This window comes from Flammeovirga pectinis (assembly GCF_003970675.1).
In the GTDB taxonomy this organism is placed as follows: domain Bacteria; phylum Bacteroidota; class Bacteroidia; order Cytophagales; family Flammeovirgaceae; genus Flammeovirga; species Flammeovirga pectinis.
Window position 1 is genome coordinate 1,678,896 of the sequence record NZ_CP034562.1, and the last position, 19,622, is coordinate 1,698,517.

Consider the following 19,622-nt stretch of genomic DNA (forward strand, 5'->3'; position numbering starts at 1 on the left):
AAAATACAATAAGTATTTAGATTTTATAAAAGAAAAAGGTTGTATTGAAACTCCTTCTTAGGAATTCAATACAACCTCTCTATTTCTTAAAGCTTCTTCTATACTATCTTAACAAGGCTTTTTTAAAACTTTATAGCTTATCAAACTAAAACCTTATTTCTTCTTCATTTTAGGTTTTACACAAAAGCGAAACAAAAAAGTCAAAGTCAATTACAATCCTCCTTTATTGAGAGGGGAATAAGTAAAAAACAGTCATGAATCTTTTAAAAGAAATTATAGATTTGAGCAACAACAAAACAAACAACTAACCCCATAATTACAGGGAGAATTGAAGCAACTGTTGTCCAACGTTTACTACCCGTTTCTTTGTATATGGTGTAAATTGTGGTGCTACAGGGGTTATGAATAAGACTAAACAACATTACATTAATAGCCGTTAAAAGTGTCCAACCACCAGCAATTAATACATCGTGCGTATTGCTCATAGAGTCTAATTCGAACATTACGCCATCTCCAGAGCCAAAACCAGTAATGCTAGATGTCATAACCGTAAGCATTAAAATTGTTGGTATAACAACCTCGTTGGCAGGGATAGCCAATATATAAGCTAAAATAATTACACCGTTTAAACCAATCATTAAACCAAATGGATCGAAGAAGTCTATTAACCAAGTTGCGATAGAATTTTCTCCCACATTTACATTACATACAAGCCAAATAATTGCACCTGCTGGAGCTGCAAATAGACAAGCTCTCCAAAGAACAATTAAAGTTCTATCAATAAGTGAGGTGTATATTGTTTGTAATATTCTTGGTTTTCTATATGGAGGGAGTTCTAATGTAAAAGAAGAAACTTCACCTTTAAGCATCGTATGTGATAGGAAATAAGAAACCATAAAAGTTAGCCCAATCCCTAAAACTGCAACTCCAATAACCGAAATAGTAGATACTAAGTTTTTGTAACTATCTGGTACTACAGCACCAATAAAGATGGTAGCCAATAATATTTGCGTAGGCCAACGCCCATTACACAAAGAAAAATTATTTGTGATAATTGCAATTAACCTTTCTCTTGGACTATCAATAATTCTTGTAGCAACAACGCCTGCAGCATTACATCCAAAACCCATACTCATTGTAAGTGCCTGTTTACCATGAGCGCCAGATTTTTTAAAAAGAGCATCGAGGTTAAAAGCAATTCTTGGTAAATAACCAAGATCTTCGAGAATGGTAAATAGTGGGAAAAATATAGCCATAGGAGGTAACATTACTGAAATTACCCATGCTAAAGATAGAAAAACGCCATCTACAAGAAACCCACCTAACCACCAAGGCATGCCACTATTTAAAACCGCTGTTCTTAAAACTTCATAGACATTGTCTAAAAGTATATACGCTAAAAATTGAGAGGGATAATTTGAGCCTATTATTGTTAACCATAATACAATGGCCAATACAAAAAACATTATTGGAAAACCCCATATAGGACTTGTTACAACTCTATCGATTGCTCTGTCTAGATTGAAGTTTTCTTTTTCGCCGGTTTTGATAACATTACTATCTGCAATTGTGGCAGCATTGGCATATATACTTTCAGATAATTTATCGTGAAAATCCTGACCTATTTCCCAACGGGTTTCTGCTGCATCAGATAATAAGTCATCGATAGCTTTATTCTTATCCATTCTTACTTATTGTTAATAAATTCACCCTCTTTTATTGCCTTAATAATATCTTCATCACCATCCAATAATCGGAAAGCAATCCATCTACTATTTGGAATACCTGGGTATATTTTTTCTATTGATTCTTGAATTTTCTTTACTCTTGAATCAATTTCTTTCGGGACATTTTTAATGCGATGCGGTTTGCAAATAATTTTACCTTTTGCCACATCATCTACTGTTTTAAGTAGTTCTGGTATACCGATACCTCTTAAAGCACTTGTGGCAACAACAGGTATACCTAAGTCTTTAGATAATGTTCTTTGATCTACCTTAATGTTATGTCTTTCTGCTTCATCAATTAAATTGAGGCAAAGAACAGCCTTGTCTGTAATTTCAAGAATTTGAAGAGCGAGGTTTAAATTTCTTTCTAATCGACCTGCATCAACAACAATAATGGTAACATCAGGTTTACCGAAAAGAATAAAATTTCGTGCAATTTCTTCGTCTTCAGAAGTAGACATAAGAGAATAGGTGCCTGGTAGGTCTATTATTTTAAAACTACTATCAGCATAGATAAAACCACCTTCGGCTCTACCCACAGTTTTACCTGGCCAGTTACCAGTATGTTGTTTTAAACCTGTAAGACTATTAAAAACAGTACTTTTACCAGTGTTTGGGTTTCCTGCCAATGCCACTACGTAATCAGTATTGTCTACATCTACACCTAATTTCTTTAATTTACTTTGCGGATTCTGACCACAAGTTCCACACGGTGATTGTGATTTATTCTGCATCTATTTTCTTAATTAAGATCATGTCTGTTTGTTCTTTTCTTAAAGCAATAAGTGTTTCTCTTATTAAAAATGCTTTAGGATCAGATAGGGGACTGATCATATTAATTTTAATTTTTGAACCTTTTACAAAACCTAAATCAAGAAGCCTTCTTCTATTCGCTCCTCTACATTCTTGCGATAACCCAGTAATTACTGCCTTTTCACCAAGTTTTAAGGTTGTAAGCCTAACTACGCCTTTAGGAATATCTTCTGTTTCTTCTATCACTAAAACTGTAATGTTCTTCATTTCATCTTTAGAGAAATGATGTCCATGACCTTCTGTTGAATACACAGAGGTTGTTAAATTTACAGCCATGATTGAGCCAATGTGAATTCCTTTTGTAATTAACTCTTTATAAACAGCTCTTGGTTCATCTTCAATATGAAGAATCTTTACAATGGCATTATGTTTTACATCAGAAAGAGGTATTCCTTTTAATTTAGGAAGAATACCTTCTCTAGTTGGAATAGGGTCTCCATGAGGGTCAAAACGAGGATTACCTAGTTCTTTCGCCATTTTTTCGACTTCATCATTTGATAAATGATGTTCCATTTCTTCTGCTTTTCTATGCCAGTTTACTTTAGAAAACCCTGTTTTTTCGGCTAAATATTTTTCATAAAGGCGATGCCTTCTTATAAGTTGAAGAGCATCTTGGGTTCCACTATCTTGTAATTGATATGTACCATTGTTTGTGCTAATTTTAGCATCTTCAATTAATAAACCTAGCGCTTCAGAAATCTGTTCATTGGTATATTCAAGTTGATTTCCTAAAGATAAAGAAGTACTAGTAGAAAGAACCTCTTCGTTTTTGAAAAGCGTTTTTAATAGATCTTCTTTAATAATATTTATACTAAGCTTGTTGTTAGATAAACTTCCAAGCCATTTAAATAATCTTTTCATTAGAATAGCATTGCTATTTTTAGATACTTGGTATATAATTGATCCGTATTTATTTAAGAAATTAGAAAATCTATTTCTAGTACTAAATGATCAATTGTTTGATACCTTAATTATACAAATATAAATAAATTTTTAGGCTTGTCTAAAAAAAGAGTTATTAATTGACTTTTAAGTAGTTTTGAGTGTAATGGAGTACATTATTCTGGTTTAATTAATAAAAAAAGAGGCTAACGCATACACGTTAACCTCCCGAATTTATTATACTTTACCAGAGCATAATTTTTTATAAAATATGTATTTCTACATATCAAATGCAATTCCGATATTGAAACTACAATATTGTTGTGCATCAATTCCTCCTGCAGGAGCGGCATAATTATATTTTATACTACTCATTAGATAAGTATTTATACCCAGAGGGACTAAAACACCTACTTCTGGAGCAATGTTAAAATGCCATTGCTTACTAACATAACCAATAGAGCCAATCTGGTCTGTATACTCAAAATGAGCAGCACCGATACCGCCACCAACATACGGTCTAATTCCACCTTCTTGACCAAAGTAATAATGGAAAGTAGCCATTAATGGAAACTCATCTATGTAAGAATAATTTTCACCTGAGATATGACCATCACTACCTGGCGTTGGTGCAGTGGTATATCCTTTACTTTGATAAAACCTTTGGTAACCAACACTAAAACCAATACTCATATTTGGGTTTACAAAGTGTCTATAATCAAATGTTCCACCTCTAAAACTATTTTCTCCAATAAAGTCGGAAGTGCTTCCCATTGGAGCCGCCATAGAGTAGGATAGACCTATAATATTTGTTTGTGCAAAAGATGTTCCTGCTGTTAACCCAACAAGAGTGATCACTATTGAAAGTATTTTTTTCATCATGATTAATTTGAAGAATTAGACATTAAATAAGGAGATTGAACAAACATTTGTTGAATGTTCTTTTCAGCCCTCATCATTTCGTTTTGTGAATTTGTTGTAAAGCCATTTGTTACGCCTTCCCAAATAATTGGTATGAGCACACTATCAGATTCTGCAGCAGGTAAATGCGTAGGCGTATTATTTGCCAACTCGATCATGATAGTACCTTTTTGATAGGCATAAATACCTTGTACAGGGTAAGGATACCATGGGTAACCCGGATAGCTAGGATATCCCCAACCTGGGTAACCTCCCCACCAATTCCACCAAGAATGTACCGTAGTTGTTGTTACAGCATAACATAATGCTACTACATCTGGTTTTTCTGTAGAAGTTTCTGGGAGATAACGGTAATTCATTTTCTCCAATTCAGCTTTTGTCGTGTTTAAGATTACGAGGTCCATTTCCGAATTTTCACTTTCGGTTGTGTCGCCTACATGCGTAACTTTCCAAGGCATACCAAAAGTAGTAATGTTGCCAAATTCAGCACTTTTGTCATAGTTTGTAATAACTACATCATAATCAGATGCTTTCTCTGGACCTTGAGGGTTACAACCTATCAGCAATGCTAACATAGCAATTGCAGATAGTATTTTTGAACTCAGGTTTTTCATTTGATTGTTTGGTTAATTGCGTTTTCAAAAATAAAATTAAGTTTATAATGTAAATTATACTTAAACATTTGAAAACAGTTTAAGTCTTAACTAGTATTTAATTTATCTTATGAAAGATTAAGCGTTGTAAAGTGTTATTGGCTACTATTTAAGATGTTTTAAATTATTTATTAATTCTTTATATTTACTCTACTCGAATTTGACACAACCTAAAACGTATAATAAATATGAAATCTATTTTTGATTATATTCGAGAAGGAGATTTAAACCCTACAGAAGCTATTGTATTTCAATATTACATTCTAAACTCTCCTTTTGCAGAACCCAATAATGCTGTGGCAGACGAATTGAACGTTTCTTTATCTGTAATCAGCAGAGCTAAAAGAAAGTTGCTAAAACTCGGTTTAATAACTGTTGAAAAAAATTATACAAGTGGATTAGCGAGAGATGCTGATACCATTACTTCAAATTACGCTATTACCGATATAATTGGAGTTAAGAGTGATAAACAACAGGTAGAAATGACTGTAGTTTCTACAAGCAATAAAGAAAAAAGTATGGAAGCTGTTGTTATTAAAAAGAAAGAGGTAATTAAGGAGCTAGATACTTCATTGCCTTTAGAAGAGAGGTTATTATTAAGAATGATTGAAATTCTAGGAAGCAATCTGCGTAAATCTGCTAGAGCCGTTTCTTTTGGTGGGATAGTAGCTCAAATGACAAATATTGATACGCGTTTAAAACCAAAATTTCTTGAAAGTCATAAAGCTAAAATCGTGACAGCTATTGCAGATAAAGGGTATGAATGGAGTTATAATACTGTGTTTGCTACGTTGATGTAACTTCGTCTTCATTTTGTCTTGAAATAAAAACGAAGCAAAAAATTCATAATATCTACCTAAAATCTTCAAAACTCGCTCTGCTTAAACGAGTGAAGATTTTAACGGTTCTTTTTATGAAATTCTACTAATTCTTCATGAAAAAATGTTAGTCAATGAACTTGAAAAATTAAGGAATAAAAACACACAATTTGTATAAGAATACATGTACCTATGAAATAGTACATAAATAGAATTACTTATAATTCTACTTCCTCAAGCGTTAGATCGTTGCCAAATAATTTTTGTAATTGGAATAGTGCATTCTCTTTATGTTCCTGTTTAATGTGCATTGCAACATTCACAAAAGCAGTAGTTAAAGCCGCTAAATCGTCTGTAAAACCAATACCAGGAGCTATATCAGGTATTAAATCTAGGGGCATAATAAAATAACCCAAGGCACCCATTATTAATAATTTAGAAGCATTTGGTGTATCTTCATCTATCATTGTATAATATAATGTTGTTGCATAAAATGATAATTTAAGACCTGCTTTTTTTGCAAATCTACCCACCTTATTCCAAAACCCTTTTTCTGAAAATTTACTTCCAAGTTTAACTACTTGTTCGCTAAGCATCTTAGCAATTTCTTTATTATTCATGTTGGTTACTCAATTACTTATGGTTGTCTATTTACCAGACAATTTGATGAATGATTATATCAATTTATAAAAGAAAAAAGACTCACCCAAAATTAATTGAATGAGTCTGTATTTAATCTACTAGTTCATTAGTATTCGTAGCAGCAAGTGCTGAAAAGAATTAATGATTTGCCTTATATAATTTAAAGCGACTAGTATTTTCTTTTCTAGGGAAGTAATTATTGAACGTATCAATATCCGCAGTTTCTCTATTAGGATCTAAAACGAATTGTTTTATTGCTTTATCACAAACAAATACTTTAGAAACTACCTTGTCGTCTTTTTTCCAGATTTCAGCTGGGATGTATTTTTTATCTTTTGATCCATCAGCATATTGAAGTTCAATAATAATAGGCATTACTAAACCGCCAACATTTTCAAAATCTACCTGATATACAAAATGTCCTTCTTTAATCCACTGTTTATCATTTTCGTTTAAAGAAGATGAATAACGTTTGTACTTTTCCGTTTCTTCTTTAGAAACATCAAGAGGATCATAGGTGTTGTAAAAATCTTTTAATTCAGGTTTACGATCTATTCGTCTTGGAAGGTTTTCTTCAGTGTTATGAATTTCCGTTATTGTAAGCGGCTGCTCATCTCTTTCTGATTTTCTCTTAGGCTCTTCAATAGAAGGGTCTTGCGTATTGAAATCTTCAAACTGAACATTTTTTATACTAATATCACAAGGTTCAATAGTATAAAACCATCCTCTCCAGAACCAATCTAAATCTACACCAGAAGCATCTTCCATTGTTCTAAAGAAATCAGCAGGAGTAGGGTGTTTAAATTTCCATCTTTTTGCATACTCTTTAAAGGCATAATCAAAAAGTTCTCTCCCCATAACTGTCTCTCTTAAAATATTAAGAGCAGTGGCAGGTTTAGAGTAAGCATTATAACCAAATTGATGAATTGATTCAGAATTTGTCATAATTGGCGAAATATTATCAGGATTACCTTTCATGTAATCTGTAATTAACTCAGGGAAACCTTCCATAGAGGGGTAACCTTCTTCCCATTCTTGCTCTGCTAAAAATTGTAAGAAAGAGTTTAATCCTTCATCCATCCAAGTCCATTGGCGTTCATCAGAGTTTACAATCATAGGAAAGTAATTATGACCAACTTCATGAATAATTACAGAAAGCATACCGTACTTAGTACGTTTAGAATAATGACCTTTTTCGTCTACACGACCATAATTAAAACAGATCATTGGATATTCCATTCCATTGTCTGCTTCAACAGAAATAGCAACAGGGTAAGGGTAAGTAAATGTAAATTTAGAATATACCTCTAAAGTATGTGCAACAGCTTCTGTAGAATACCTATTGTACAGTTCATATGCTTCTTTAGGGTAATAAGACATTGCCATCACTCTTTTGCCATCAACTTCTACACCCATTGCATCCCAGATAAATTTTCTAGAACTACCAAGTGCAAAGTCTCTTACATTTTCGGCTTTGTAATGCCATGTTTTTGTGCCTTTATCTTTTTTCTTTTCGTTTTTGATTGCTTCTTTATGCGTAACAATTTCTACAGGTTTTTCTGCAAATTTGGCTTTTTGAATGCGCTCTAATTGCTTCTCACTAAGAATTGAAGAATCTTGTAAAACACCTGTTGCAGCTACAATATGATCTGCTGGCACAGTTAGTTTAACATCATAATCGCCAAAAGTTAGTGCAAATTCTCCATTACCAAGAAACTGTTTGTTTTGCCAACCATTTACATCATCATAAACAGCCATTCTTGGATACCATTGCGTAATTGTATAAAGAGAATTGCCATCCGCAAAACTTTCGTAACCACCACGACCACCCATAAGTGTTCTGTCATTAATATTAAAATGCCATTTGATATTTACTTCTACAGTTTCTGTAGGAAGAAGAGGTGAAGCAATATCAACTCTCATCATTGTTTGATTTATGATGAAAGGAATTGGGTTGCCATTTTTATCTGTTACGGCTTCAATTTTATGTCCTCCATCATACTCAGGATAACCTTCAATGCTTTGAATGCCATTAGGAGATACTTTGTCTTTGATTTTGTTTTGTTGGATCTTATAAGTGTTAGAGTCCTTAGCTCTCATATTTTGATCCAACTGAATCCACAAGTACTTTAATGTATTAGGGGAGTTGTTGGTGTATGTAATTTTTTCCTCTCCTTTTAATTGATGAATAGTTTCATCTAAAGAAGCATTGATTACATAATCTGCTTTTTGTTGCCAATATTCATGACCTGGTGCTCCAGAACCAGTGCGGTAAGCATTTGGCGTTGGAAGTTCTTGATCAAGTTGTTTGAACTTGTTGTTATTGTATGCCTCTTTTTGCCCAAAAGACAATTGAGAAAGTCCAATAAATAAGAGTGAAGTGGTTAGTAATGTTAATCTCATTATGTTTCTAAATAAAATCGGCCCACTTAAATTAGTGAGCCGATAAGACAAGAATTACTTTTTATTTTTCTTTGCTTTTTGCATCGGGTTCAACTGACCGCTATCATACGTTCTTGGTTGACTAGCACCTGATTTATAAAGCTGGAATCTACTGATTTGAGTTTGTCTAGGGAAGTAATTGTTTTCCGTGTCAATATCTGCAGTTTCTCTATTAGGGTCTACTACTAATTGAGCAACAGGCTTGTCACAAACAAATACTTTAGAAACAACTTCGTCGTCCATTTTCCAAATTTCAGCAGGAATATACTTCTTATCAGATGTTCCATCTTCGTATTGTAACTCAATAATAATAGGCATTACTAAACCGCCAATATTTTTGAATTTAACTTGATAAACATATTTTTTAGCAGCAATCCATGCTTTATCATTACTATTTAATCCTTTTTGATATTTCTTATATGCTTCGTAATCTTCATAGTCAGCATCTAACTCATCATAAGAATTGTAGAAATCTTTTAATTCAGGTTTACGATCAACTCTTCTTCCAAGATTAACCTCTTCGTTATGAATCGAAGTGATATCTTTTGGTTGGTTATCTCTTTCACCTTTACGTTTTTTCTCTTCAACTTTAGGGTCTTGCGTATCAAGTTCTTTGTATTCTACATCTTCGATAGCTATATCTACAGCTTCAGTAGTAAAGAACCAACCTCTCCAGAACCAATCTAAATCTACTGCAGAAGCATCTTCCATTGTACGGTAGAAATCTGCAGGCTTAGGGTGTTTAAATGCCCATCTTTGAGCGTATTCTTTAAAAGCATAATCAAAAAGTTCACGACCCATGATTGTCTCTCTTAGAATATTTAATGCTGTTGCAGGTTTTCCGTAAGCGTTATTACCAAATTGTTTGATCGATTCTGAATTTGTCATGATAGGAGAAATGTTGTTCTTTTCACCTTTCATGTAATTGACAATATTTTCAGCAGGTCCACGACGAGAAGGATAGTTTTCTTCCCATTCTTGTTCTGCTAAATACTGACAGAAAGTGTTTAAACCTTCATCCATCCAAGTCCACTGACGTTCATCAGAGTTGATAATCATAGGGAAGAAGTTATGTCCCACCTCATGAATAATTACTGAAATCATTCCGTATTTAATACGAGGAGAATACGTACCATCTTTTTCTGGACGACCATAGTTAAAACAGATCATTGGGTATTCCATACCGTTTGATGCCTCAACTGAGATCGCTACCGGATAAGGGTAGTCAATTGTATGCTTAGAGTATACTTCTAAAGTATGTGCAACTGCTTCTGTAGAATACTGACCATATAAAGGGTTTGCTTCTTTAGGGTAGTAAGACATTGCCATTACAGTTTTGCCATTAATATCTACACCCATTGCATCCCAGATAAATTTACGAGAAGAACCGAAGGCAAAATCTCTAACATTAGTAGCTTTATAGTGCCACGTTTTTGTTCCGCTTTCTTTTGTCTTTTCTTTTTTCTCTGCTTCTTTTTGCGTTACAATTACAACAGGTTTGTCTGCTGTTTTTGCTTCTTCAAAACGTTTCTTTTCTTCGTCAGATAAGATATCGTCAGGGTTTTGTAATTCACCAGTAGAGGCAACAATATGATCAGATGGGACTGTGATTTTTACATCATAATCGCCAAAAGCTAAAGCGAACTCACCATTTCCTAAGAATTGTTTGTGCTGCCATCCGTTAAAATCATCATAAACAGCCATTCTTGGAAACCACTGCGTGATAGTATAAATAGTATTACCATCTTCTGCAAAAGTTTCGTAACCACCACGGCCACCCATTAAAAGACGGTCGTTAATGTTATAATACCAATCAATGCTAAAAGAAAATTGCTCACCCGGTTGTAATGGTTGAGGCAAGTCTAAACGCATCATTGTTTTGTTAATAGTATAAGAAATATCTTTACCATTAGCATCTTGTACTTTTTGGATTTTATGTCCACCATCATAATCAGGGAAGCCATCTACTGCAGCTAACTGATTAATATTAGTTTTCTTACCAACTTTGTTCTGACGTATCTTATAAGTATCAGAATCTGTAGCTCTCATGTTCTGATCTAACTGTATCCATAGGTAAGTTAAAACATCAGGAGAGTTGTTAAAATAGGTAACTGTTTCAGCACCTGTTAATCTGTGTAATTTCTCGTCAATTGATGCTTCAATTACGTAATCTGCTTTTTGTTGCCAGTACTCATGGCCAGGAGCACCTGAACCTGTACGGTATACATTGGGTGTTGGAAGTTCCTCATCAAGTTGCTTGAACTTGTTATTGTTGTAGAACTCATTTTGTCCAAAGGCTAAGTTCGTGCTTGCAAAAGTAGCAAGCATCAAAACGATTAGTTTGGTGAATTTTGTCATTATGTGGAGAAGTTGAAAATTGAAAGTTTAAAAAATGGATCATACACAATCAAAAGTTTCATAGATAGAAATTCTATTTATTCAAGATTGATAATGATTTTATATACTCTAAAGATGAACAAATACCAGCGTAATTTTCAATAGAATACATTTTCCATTATTAACCTGCAATTTGATAAAAATTTAATAATTTTATTATTTCAATGCCTTAAAAACTGTTAACGCATCTATTTATTAGTGATAGAAATCACCTTTGCAAATTGATGTATACTATATTTTAAGTTTTCAGCTGTTTTATTTATCGCTTCTTCTATTGAAACAAGGGAAGGGTTTACACTATAAATAGCGTAAAAAGGGAGATCGTCTATATGATTTACATTATTATCTCCAACAAAAGCAATACAGAGCTTTTCTTTTTTTTCGGCATAATTTGCAATGGCATAGGGAGCTTTGCCTTTTAAAGATTGTTCATCCAATCTTCCTTCAGTTGTAATTACTAAATCTGCGCTGTCTATAGCTTTATGTAAACCAAGTACTTCCATAATAAATTGACTTCCATCCATTATTTCAGCATTTAGAAAAGCCCAAAACCCAGCAGCTGTTCCTCCAGCAGCTCCGCCACCTTCAATATGTTGAACTTCTTTGCCCGTTCGTCTATGTATTAACTGACTTGCATGACTTAGATTGTATTCTAATAAATCAACTTCAGTTTTATTGGCCCCTTTTTGAGGGGCAAAAGTTTTAGCAGCACCATTATTTCCTAAAAGGATGTTTTTAACATCAACTGCTAGGTAAAAGTGCTTACCCTTAATTTTTGTACTTAACGTAGAAAAGTCAATATCTTGGATTAAATCTAAATTTTTTCCATTGGGTATAATCTCATTTCCTTCAAAAGTAATAAACCTTACACCAAGAGCAGATAAAGCACCTAATCCTAAATCAGTAGAGGCACTGCCTCCTAAGCCAATAATAAATTCTGTACAGCCATCTTCGAGTGCCTGATTTATTACTATTCCTAACCCTTCGGTATTACTTTCTAAAGCATTGTAATTCTCTTTTGCTAGCGTTTGTAATCCACAACATTGTGCTAATTCAATTACAGCTGTAGCTTTATTAATTTTTACATAACCAGAAAGGTGAGGTTCTCCAATTGCATTTTTTGTTTCTATTTGTATAAACTTTCCGTCTTTTTCATCAGAAAGTATTTTAGAAAAACCTTCTCCACCATCTGTTATTGGTTTAGAAATTACAGTGTCTTTGGGTCTTATATCGTACCATGCATTTCTAATTATTTGTGCGGCCTCATTTGCAGAAAGGCTATTTTTAAAAGCATTAGGAGTAATTACTATTTTCAAGAGATTAAGTGTTTAATGTGTAAATATTACCAGGTTTCATTTTTATTACCCCTTTTAATTCGAGTTGTAATAATGTAGATGCCAATTTAGCTAAAGGAATTTGAGATTGTATAGAAATTTCTTCAATATGTAGTGGAGACTTCTGAATTGATGCTGCAACTTTTTGTTCTAAAGGGTCTAAATCCTGAGGTTGAAAAAGATGCATTTGTTTTGAAGGGGACGGAGTAGTTGTATCCCAATTCATTGTTTTTATAAAATCATCTACATCCGAAAACAAAGTTGCTCTATGATGTTTAATCAAATTATTACACCCTTCTGCAAGCGGGTCAGTAATTAACCCAGGTACTGCAAATACATCTTTATGATAACTATTACCAATATCAGCAGTTATTAACGCTCCACCTTTTTTCTTTGCCTGAACAACAATAACAGCATCAGCTAAAGCTGCAATAATTCGGTTTCTGGCAGGGAATTTTGGTCCATCAGGCTGTGCATCCATGGGGTTTTCTGTAATTAACCCACTTTGATTATCAGTCAGCATTTGTTGAGCAGTATTTTTATGGATGGAAGGATAAACAAGATTTAAACCATTAGCCATAACACCAATAGTTCCAATATTATTTTTTAAAGCAGCTTTATGTGCCGCTATATCTATTCCATAGGCCAATCCACTAATTATATTTACGCCTTTAAGATGATTTACTCTCTCTATTATTTTTTGAGTGATATGAGTTCCGTAATCAGTGGCATTTCTAGAGCCAACAATGGCAATGTTTTTTTGTGAATTTAAACCAGTCGCTCTTCCTTTAACATAGATAAGATAGGGAGCGTCTTTTTGAAGTTTCAGCCTTTTAGGAAATTCATCGTCCAAATAGGTGAGTACTCTAGCATTTGATTTGACAACCTTTTCTAATTCTTTTTCGGCAACATTAATTCTTTGTCGTGATGCTACAATAGATTTGGCAGTTATTTCACCAATACCATTAATTTTTAATAGTGTACTATCATTTGCTTTGAATACAGCTTCTGCACTGCCTAAATGAGAAATCAATAATTTGCAAGTAGCACCTCCAATACCAGAAATGCTATTGAGCCATAGTTCGTGTAATTTGCTTTCGGTCATGTTTTAGTAATGTAAATCGCTAATATTATTTTCGATTACCAAATTACTAAACAATGTTTATATATAAAACAAAAAATTGTTTAAAAAATAAAAGCACCTCAATTGAGGTGCTTTCTATTATTTTCTTGTCTCTTCAATACGTAACGTGAGATCGATAAAATCTTCTACAGATAATTCTTCAGCACGTTTATTAAATAGAGGTTCAGCTAGCATTTCTGCCGGTAAACCATAAGGTTTTAAAGCATTACGAAGTGTTTTTCTTCTTGTGCTAAAGGCTTGTTTTACTACTTTAAAGAATGTTTCTTGTTTACAAGGCAATTCTTTACGATCGTTTCTTTTTAGAGAAATTACAGCCGACTCTACTTTTGGAGGTGGAATAAAAACATCTGGAGGAACCGTAAATAAGTATTCTACATCAAAAAATGCTTGAACAAGTATTGTTAAGATTCCAGAAGTTCTGCCACCTTTTTTTGTTGCTATACGCTGAGCTACTTCTTTTTGAATCATACCCACACATTCAGTAATCTGATCTTTGTGTTCAAGTATTTTAAAATAGATTTGCGTAGAAATATTATATGGAAAGTTACCGATAAGCCCAACTGGGTGAGGGGCAATTTTATCAATATCTAATTTTAAGAAATCACCTTCGATAATTTGCTCTTTTGGTAAGCCAACTTCATTTTCGAGATAAACAACAGATTCAGAATCAATTTCTACAACAGTAGTTTTAATCCCTTCTTTTTTCATCAATCGGGTGGTTAAAACTCCCATACCCGGACCGATTTCAAATATTTCATTGTAACCTCCGTGTTGCGTCATTGCGTTAACTATATCGTCTGCAACTTGCATATCGTCAAGAAAATGTTGTCCTAAATGCTTTTTAGGTCTAACGTTGGTCATATTATTATTTTAAATTTGGTGAGGAAAACCTCTAATTTTTTGTAAAAAACGTGCTTTTACATCAACAAAACAAATTACCTAACATACGTTTGTCATCCTAGGGTATAAAAAAAGGCTAATAATAGCAACAACTATTATTAGCCTATATCTTAAAAGATTACTCTTTCTACCAGAAGAAAGTAAGCTTGTAGCTCACGAATCTATCTTTATCTATAATATTATAATTAGCACCAATATTAAAATTACCAACTTCTATACCTGCACCTGGTGCATAAGTTACAGATTCAAATCCAGTTCTATAACCAGCTAAAGCCTCTACATAAAGTATAGAAAGTTTATATTTTAATCCACCAGAGAATTCCCAATCATTCATATCTGGAGTAATAGTGTAATCACTAACTCTTTTTCCTTTAAATACATTCCAACCAAAGTCTCCTCTTAGCGATAACCCTTTTGTTAATTTATAATCCATATCTAAATAAACACCTACACCATAATTGAAATCTGTTTCAAAACCTTTTAATGGAGCACTATATCTAATTGAATTACCTGCTGTTAATGTAAAGTCTTTATCTCTTTTAGAAGCTTTAGATTGTGCATTAGATTGTAATGATATTAAACTGATAAATGTTATAAAAAATAATGTAATTTTTTGAATACTTGACCTTTTCATACTTGTTGTTTTTTATTTGGTGAATGTCATTATTTACACTTAAAAGACAACCTTAGTAATGGGTTAGACAATTGTTATTTGTGAACAAATTCTAATCGCTATTTTTATAGTATTCTATTTATCAGTTTGTTATATATATAATTATATGATGTGTAAAAAATAAAAAAGCACCATTACGTTTAATAATGATGCTTTTCTTTTTAGAAGATCTAGTATTCAATTATCGAATAATAAATTTATAAGATGATTGAGAATTAGTAGACTCTACGGTTAGTATATAAATGCCCATTCTAAATTTAGAAAGATCTATTGGAATTTTATTAGCACCAATCTGAACCAGAATTTCTTCACTTTCGTGCATTGTACTACCAATTAAATCAATGATTCTGTATTTGATATTTTCAGTTTTTTGAGAATAGATATCAAGTGTTGTTTTCTTATCAAATACTTCGGTAGGGTATACTCTAATACTGGTCGTCTCTTTTTTATCATCAAAAGATAAGATTGGATTATCACTTTGAATATTGATGTTTGTTATTGCCCAACCCCAGTTAGGATTACTATCATCAGAACTCATTTTAAAACGAACAAGAATAGTGTCACCTTCAGAAAAAGTGTCTTTTAAGTCGTAGTTATGTGTAACTTCTAATGTTTGTGCCCCATTAGAACCTTGATTAGCATAATACTCCCAGTCATCGTTTGCTGAGGCATCATAATTTCCTGTGAGGTTAATCCATTCAATACCTCCTTTGCTCACTTCAACTGCTACATAATCATCGTCAGTAGAAATCATTGCTACATCTGTGTAGGCAAAATGAGACAGCTCACTACCAACTATTATAGGAACTTTAAGGTAGGCGTATTTTATGAAATTATTAGAGTAATCGTGTTCAGAATGAAAACCACCTAACTCAAAAAAGTCAACATTGTCATTATATACTAATGCATCTCCTGTGAAATCATTAATTGACGAATAAGTACTGAAATCTTCGTAATATTCTGTTTGAGCAGTTTTATATTCTACAGATTCTATTGTTTTATAAACTGATTTATATTTTTCTCCATCCAAGTAACTGATTAATTGAATAGTTGTATTTCCATTTAACTCTTCCGTAGAAATTTCGATTGTATTTTCACCTGCATCTACTGTGTTAGGGATAGAGACAAGGTAGCTACCCGAATCACTATAAATAGCAATTGAATCTATTGAAGAAGAAATTGAATAATCTACAATAGTAGTGTTTATTGTAGCGTTGAAGTTTGTGATTGTAGGTTGAGGTACTTCAGCTAAATCAAATGACCAAATTCCTCTACCATGTGTTCCAACAACTACTTGATTGTCTACAATTTTTAAATCCCAAATAGAAACGGAAGGTAAACCACCTGCTAATTTATGCCAATTTTCTCCATCATCCGTAGATTCAAAAATACCAATTTCTGTTCCCACCCAAATAATTTCGTCATTATAAGGCATTGTAATTACGTCGTAAACGGCAACATCAGGGAAGCCATTGTTAGAGGCACCTGTTGTGCTAAAACCAGAAAGCTCTGTCCAAGTTTTTCCATAATCATTTGTTCTAATAATTTTAGGAGCATGTGCAAAGGAGAACAACACAAAAGCAGAGGCAGGGTTCAAAGCATTTGTACCAATACCAGAAATAGGTCCCATCTCAATACCATTTACTAAGAAATTCTCAACAGGAGTGAAAGAGTTTCCTTTGTCTTTAGAAACATGTACTCTGTAATCATTAGACATATATGCACCTGCCCAAAGAACATCTGTAGATGCATTGGCTATTTTTACATCAATAAAACTATTAATAATCCATTTTTCTGAAATTGGTAATAACGTCCAGTTGTCTGCAAAATCAGTAGATTTCCACACACCAGAAGTTCCTACTGCATATACAGTATTTGGATCTGTTTTATTGTAAGCTAATTTAGTAACGAAAGGTGCACTTTCTCCAAGATCTGTAAGTCCTGTATTAGAAGTGAAATAATTATCGCCACCATTGTTAGATTTAAGAATGATATTATTATATACACTACCCAATAATAAATCAGAATTACTACTGTTCCATGCAACTTCAAAACCATCGCCCGGAAGAAATCTTTTATAACTTGAGGTATTGTTTGGGTTATTTGAAGATATCCAACTACCATTATCTTGCGAGCCACCGATATAATTATCTTGCCCTGATTGTTTATCAACACCATAAAACTGTGTGGTGTTGTAGCCAAGTCCAGCAAAAGTCCAATCACCCTCTAATTCGCCTGGGTTAGTTCCAGACTTAGAATAGTAAACACCACCATCGTTTGTATTTATGATATAAAATGCGTTGGCAGATGTTGTGATATATTGTAAAGAATGATGGTCGGGGTGAATACCTTCGTGAACAACACTTCCTGAAACTTGAGAGTAACCATTATTTCCATCATATTCTCCATAAGCATCAGAAACAACTGTAAACTCTCCAGAGCTAGCAGTTCCTTCTGTTAATTCTAATTTCCACAAGTTTACACCTCCAACATAAATAATGTCTTTATCGAATGGGTGACACATGATCGTATTATCATACCAACCTTGTCCACCTAAATATTCTTCATTTGTAGTGGCATCAACTCTTTCCCAAGTACTGCCAGTATCCATAGAAACATACACATTGCCATCGGTACTACTAGAGCCGTTTCCTGCAATAGAAGCATAGATGTAAGCGGAGTTAACAGGTGATATTGCCAATTCTATCCGTCCAGAAGCAAAAATATTACTACCAACTTGTTCCCAAGTAGCACCAGCATCTGTAGATTTTACAATACCAACGTAAGCAATTGTAGCATATTGAATAGTAAAATCAGTAGGGTCTGCAATAATTTGCTGAATGAAATTACTACCTGTATATACTTTATTCCACGAATTACCACCATCTATTGACTTTAGAATAAAAGATTCGCGGTTATTTGTTCTGAGTGGATTTTTTGATGTACAAACTAATAAGGTATTTTCGTCAGTAGGGTCTACTATAATTCTGTTAGAAATCTGAAAATCATCATTTTCAATGGTAGAGGCCAAAGAAGTCCATGTTTCTCCACTATCTGTAGATTTAATAATTCCATTCCCCAAAATTCCATCTAAATTACCAAATGCTTCTCCTGTAGAGGCATAAAAAGTAGACGGGTTACTTGTAGATTGTACGATATGAGAAATGGACAAGTTAGGCAAGTTGTCTGTTTTAGCATCCCAACTTTCGCCTCTATTTGTAGATTTCCATATACCACCACTAACCGAACCTGCAAACCAAGTAGTATTAGTATTATCATTTTGGTCTACAACTAATGTACGTGTTCGTCCGGGAACATTAGCAGGACCTCTTTCAGTCCATTCTGCAGTAGCTTTAGTTCTAAAATTGGAGAAATAGTCTTGATCGTGCACCTTGGCTAAAGCAAGTTCTTTTTCTTGATACCCAATATTATATTGAGGGGCTTTTTCACCCTTACGGATTTTCATTGAACGAAGAACCTCAAGAAATTTATCAGGTTGATCTGCTTTAGCATAACCATTTTCTCTTTTCTTTTTCTTCTTTATATATTCAGTTTTAAATATATCCTTTGATGCATATACCGTCTTTTCACCTTTATCATTTTGATAAAAATAAAGACTGCATAACACAGCACCAACTATACCTAAAAGGAGTATTTTTGTGTAAAGTTTATTCATAAGATAGTATTATTGAACAGGTTCTAGAATACTGTAAATATCTATTTCCTTTTTTCGTACATTTGACGTATTTGTAGCGACACCCATAAACTGTGTAATAATAAGATGTTTGTCGTCTTTAAAAGTTATTTTACTATTGTTTAACTTTCCTTTAATTGAAGTAGGCTTACCATTATTATCAAGTAAAATATATTCCACTTTTTGAACAGGATTATTAGTGCTCATTTCTTTAAAAGTAGTGCACAAATAAAAATTTAAATCTGATGAAGATTCAATCTTAATATCATCTCCTTTTAAGAAAGAAGACGCATTTTTTCTCAATACTTCTGTAGATATAGAAGATGTTTTACCTTGCTTGATACAAGAAAAAAATAGTAGAAAAGAGAATAAAATTAAGTGGTAAGATTTTGTCATAAATAATTGTTTGAAATCCCCAAAAGATACTAGAATCAATAGGTTAGACAAAGATTGGAAATAAATGTAAATTTATTGCAATTTGTTATGTGAATCTATATCAATTCTAACATATATTAAAGTTTGAAATATCGTATTGGCTTTAGAAGTGATCAGGTTGTTTTAATAAATGATAGAATTATCGGA

15 protein-coding genes are annotated in these 19,622 nt (G+C 33.1%); 1 reads left to right on the forward strand and 14 read right to left on the reverse strand.

All coding sequences use genetic code 11. The annotated features are described in order from the left end of the window. Positions 1–263: 263 nt before the first annotated feature. From EI427_RS26125 to EI427_RS06740, 5 genes are all read right to left on the reverse strand, one after another. On the reverse strand, positions 264–1,685 hold the full coding sequence (locus tag EI427_RS26125; RefSeq protein ID WP_205727906.1) for a ferrous iron transporter B: 1,422 nt from the start codon (positions 1,683–1,685) through the stop codon (positions 264–266). 2 nt (positions 1,686–1,687) lie between these two features. Next, positions 1,688–2,461 carry a FeoB small GTPase domain-containing protein gene (locus tag EI427_RS26130; RefSeq protein ID WP_205727907.1) on the reverse strand — a complete coding sequence of 258 codons (774 nt, stop codon included), beginning with the start codon at positions 2,459–2,461 and terminating at the stop codon, positions 1,688–1,690. Continuing rightward, a complete protein-coding gene (locus tag EI427_RS06730) occupies positions 2,451–3,401 on the reverse strand; it encodes a metal-dependent transcriptional regulator (protein ID WP_126612972.1) in 951 nt (316 codons plus the stop codon). The genes EI427_RS26130 and EI427_RS06730 overlap by 11 nt, the downstream gene beginning before the upstream one ends. A 300-nt stretch (positions 3,402–3,701) precedes the next feature. Next, the gene (locus EI427_RS06735) at positions 3,702–4,304 is read right to left on the reverse strand and encodes an OmpW family outer membrane protein (RefSeq protein WP_126612974.1); all 603 of its coding nucleotides are present in this window, start codon (positions 4,302–4,304) and stop codon (positions 3,702–3,704) included. Positions 4,305–4,306: 2 nt separating this feature from the next. Further along, positions 4,307–4,957: a DUF4136 domain-containing protein gene (locus EI427_RS06740; protein WP_126612976.1), complete on the reverse strand. Its 651-nt coding sequence runs from the start codon at positions 4,955–4,957 to the stop codon at positions 4,307–4,309. Positions 4,958–5,184: 227 nt separating this feature from the next. Here EI427_RS06740 and EI427_RS06745 point away from each other — a divergent pair, with 227 nt between their 5' ends. Next, positions 5,185–5,796, forward strand: coding sequence for a hypothetical protein (locus EI427_RS06745; RefSeq protein ID WP_126612978.1), 612 nt, complete (start codon positions 5,185–5,187; stop codon positions 5,794–5,796). Positions 5,797–6,032: 236 nt separating this feature from the next. Here the strand turns inward: EI427_RS06745 and EI427_RS06750 are convergent, their stop codons facing one another. The 9 genes from EI427_RS06750 to EI427_RS06790 form a co-directional block, all read right to left on the reverse strand. Further along, positions 6,033–6,434, reverse strand: a complete 402-nt coding sequence (locus EI427_RS06750; protein WP_126612980.1) for a YkvA family protein — start codon at positions 6,432–6,434, stop codon at positions 6,033–6,035. A gap of 160 nt (positions 6,435–6,594) precedes the next feature. Beyond that, the gene (locus tag EI427_RS06755) at positions 6,595–8,859 is read right to left on the reverse strand and encodes a M1 family metallopeptidase (RefSeq protein ID WP_126612982.1); all 2,265 of its coding nucleotides are present in this window, start codon (positions 8,857–8,859) and stop codon (positions 6,595–6,597) included. Between the two features lie 54 nt (positions 8,860–8,913). Next, positions 8,914–11,256, reverse strand: a complete 2,343-nt coding sequence (locus EI427_RS06760) for a M1 family metallopeptidase (protein WP_205727908.1) — start codon at positions 11,254–11,256, stop codon at positions 8,914–8,916. A gap of 227 nt (positions 11,257–11,483) precedes the next feature. Beyond that, positions 11,484–12,611, reverse strand: a complete 1,128-nt coding sequence (locus EI427_RS06765; RefSeq protein ID WP_126612984.1) for a glycerate kinase — start codon at positions 12,609–12,611, stop codon at positions 11,484–11,486. Positions 12,612–12,615: 4 nt separating this feature from the next. Then, a complete protein-coding gene (gene dprA, locus EI427_RS06770) occupies positions 12,616–13,734 on the reverse strand; it encodes a DNA-processing protein DprA (protein ID WP_126612986.1) in 1,119 nt (372 codons plus the stop codon). A 117-nt stretch (positions 13,735–13,851) separates the two neighbouring features. Continuing rightward, complete coding sequence (gene rsmA / locus EI427_RS06775; protein WP_126612988.1) at positions 13,852–14,634, reverse strand: 16S rRNA (adenine(1518)-N(6)/adenine(1519)-N(6))-dimethyltransferase RsmA; 783 nt, start codon at positions 14,632–14,634, stop codon at positions 13,852–13,854. A 166-nt stretch (positions 14,635–14,800) separates the two neighbouring features. Next, a complete protein-coding gene (locus tag EI427_RS06780) occupies positions 14,801–15,307 on the reverse strand; it encodes a hypothetical protein (RefSeq protein WP_126612990.1) in 507 nt (168 codons plus the stop codon). Between the two features lie 220 nt (positions 15,308–15,527). After that, positions 15,528–19,022 (reverse strand): T9SS type A sorting domain-containing protein, encoded by a 3,495-nt coding sequence (locus EI427_RS06785; RefSeq protein WP_126612992.1) that lies wholly within the window; start codon positions 19,020–19,022, stop codon positions 15,528–15,530. A 9-nt stretch (positions 19,023–19,031) separates the two neighbouring features. Next, positions 19,032–19,436 (reverse strand): hypothetical protein, encoded by a 405-nt coding sequence (locus EI427_RS06790; protein ID WP_126612994.1) that lies wholly within the window; start codon positions 19,434–19,436, stop codon positions 19,032–19,034. Positions 19,437–19,622: the final 186 nt, after the last annotated feature.

Bases quoted from the DNA above. Each gene is read 5' to 3' on its own strand.
- EI427_RS26125 (WP_205727906.1), bottom strand. From the start codon at position 1,685: ATGGATAAGAATAAAGCTATCGATGACTTATTATCTGATGCAGCAGAA.
- EI427_RS26130 (WP_205727907.1), bottom strand. From the start codon at position 2,461: ATGCAGAATAAATCACAATCACCGTGTGGAACTTGTGGTCAGAATCCG.
- EI427_RS06730 (WP_126612972.1), bottom strand. From the start codon at position 3,401: ATGAAAAGATTATTTAAATGGCTTGGAAGTTTATCTAACAACAAGCTT.
- EI427_RS06735 (WP_126612974.1), bottom strand. From the start codon at position 4,304: ATGATGAAAAAAATACTTTCAATAGTGATCACTCTTGTTGGGTTAACA.
- EI427_RS06740 (WP_126612976.1), bottom strand. From the start codon at position 4,957: ATGAAAAACCTGAGTTCAAAAATACTATCTGCAATTGCTATGTTAGCA.
- EI427_RS06745 (WP_126612978.1), top strand. From the start codon at position 5,185: ATGAAATCTATTTTTGATTATATTCGAGAAGGAGATTTAAACCCTACA.
- EI427_RS06750 (WP_126612980.1), bottom strand. From the start codon at position 6,434: ATGAATAATAAAGAAATTGCTAAGATGCTTAGCGAACAAGTAGTTAAA.
- EI427_RS06755 (WP_126612982.1), bottom strand. From the start codon at position 8,859: ATGAGATTAACATTACTAACCACTTCACTCTTATTTATTGGACTTTCT.
- EI427_RS06760 (WP_205727908.1), bottom strand. From the start codon at position 11,256: ATGACAAAATTCACCAAACTAATCGTTTTGATGCTTGCTACTTTTGCA.
- dprA (WP_126612986.1), bottom strand. From the start codon at position 13,734: ATGACCGAAAGCAAATTACACGAACTATGGCTCAATAGCATTTCTGGT.
- rsmA (WP_126612988.1), bottom strand. From the start codon at position 14,634: ATGACCAACGTTAGACCTAAAAAGCATTTAGGACAACATTTTCTTGAC.
- EI427_RS06780 (WP_126612990.1), bottom strand. From the start codon at position 15,307: ATGAAAAGGTCAAGTATTCAAAAAATTACATTATTTTTTATAACATTT.
- EI427_RS06785 (WP_126612992.1), bottom strand. From the start codon at position 19,022: ATGAATAAACTTTACACAAAAATACTCCTTTTAGGTATAGTTGGTGCT.
- EI427_RS06790 (WP_126612994.1), bottom strand. From the start codon at position 19,436: ATGACAAAATCTTACCACTTAATTTTATTCTCTTTTCTACTATTTTTT.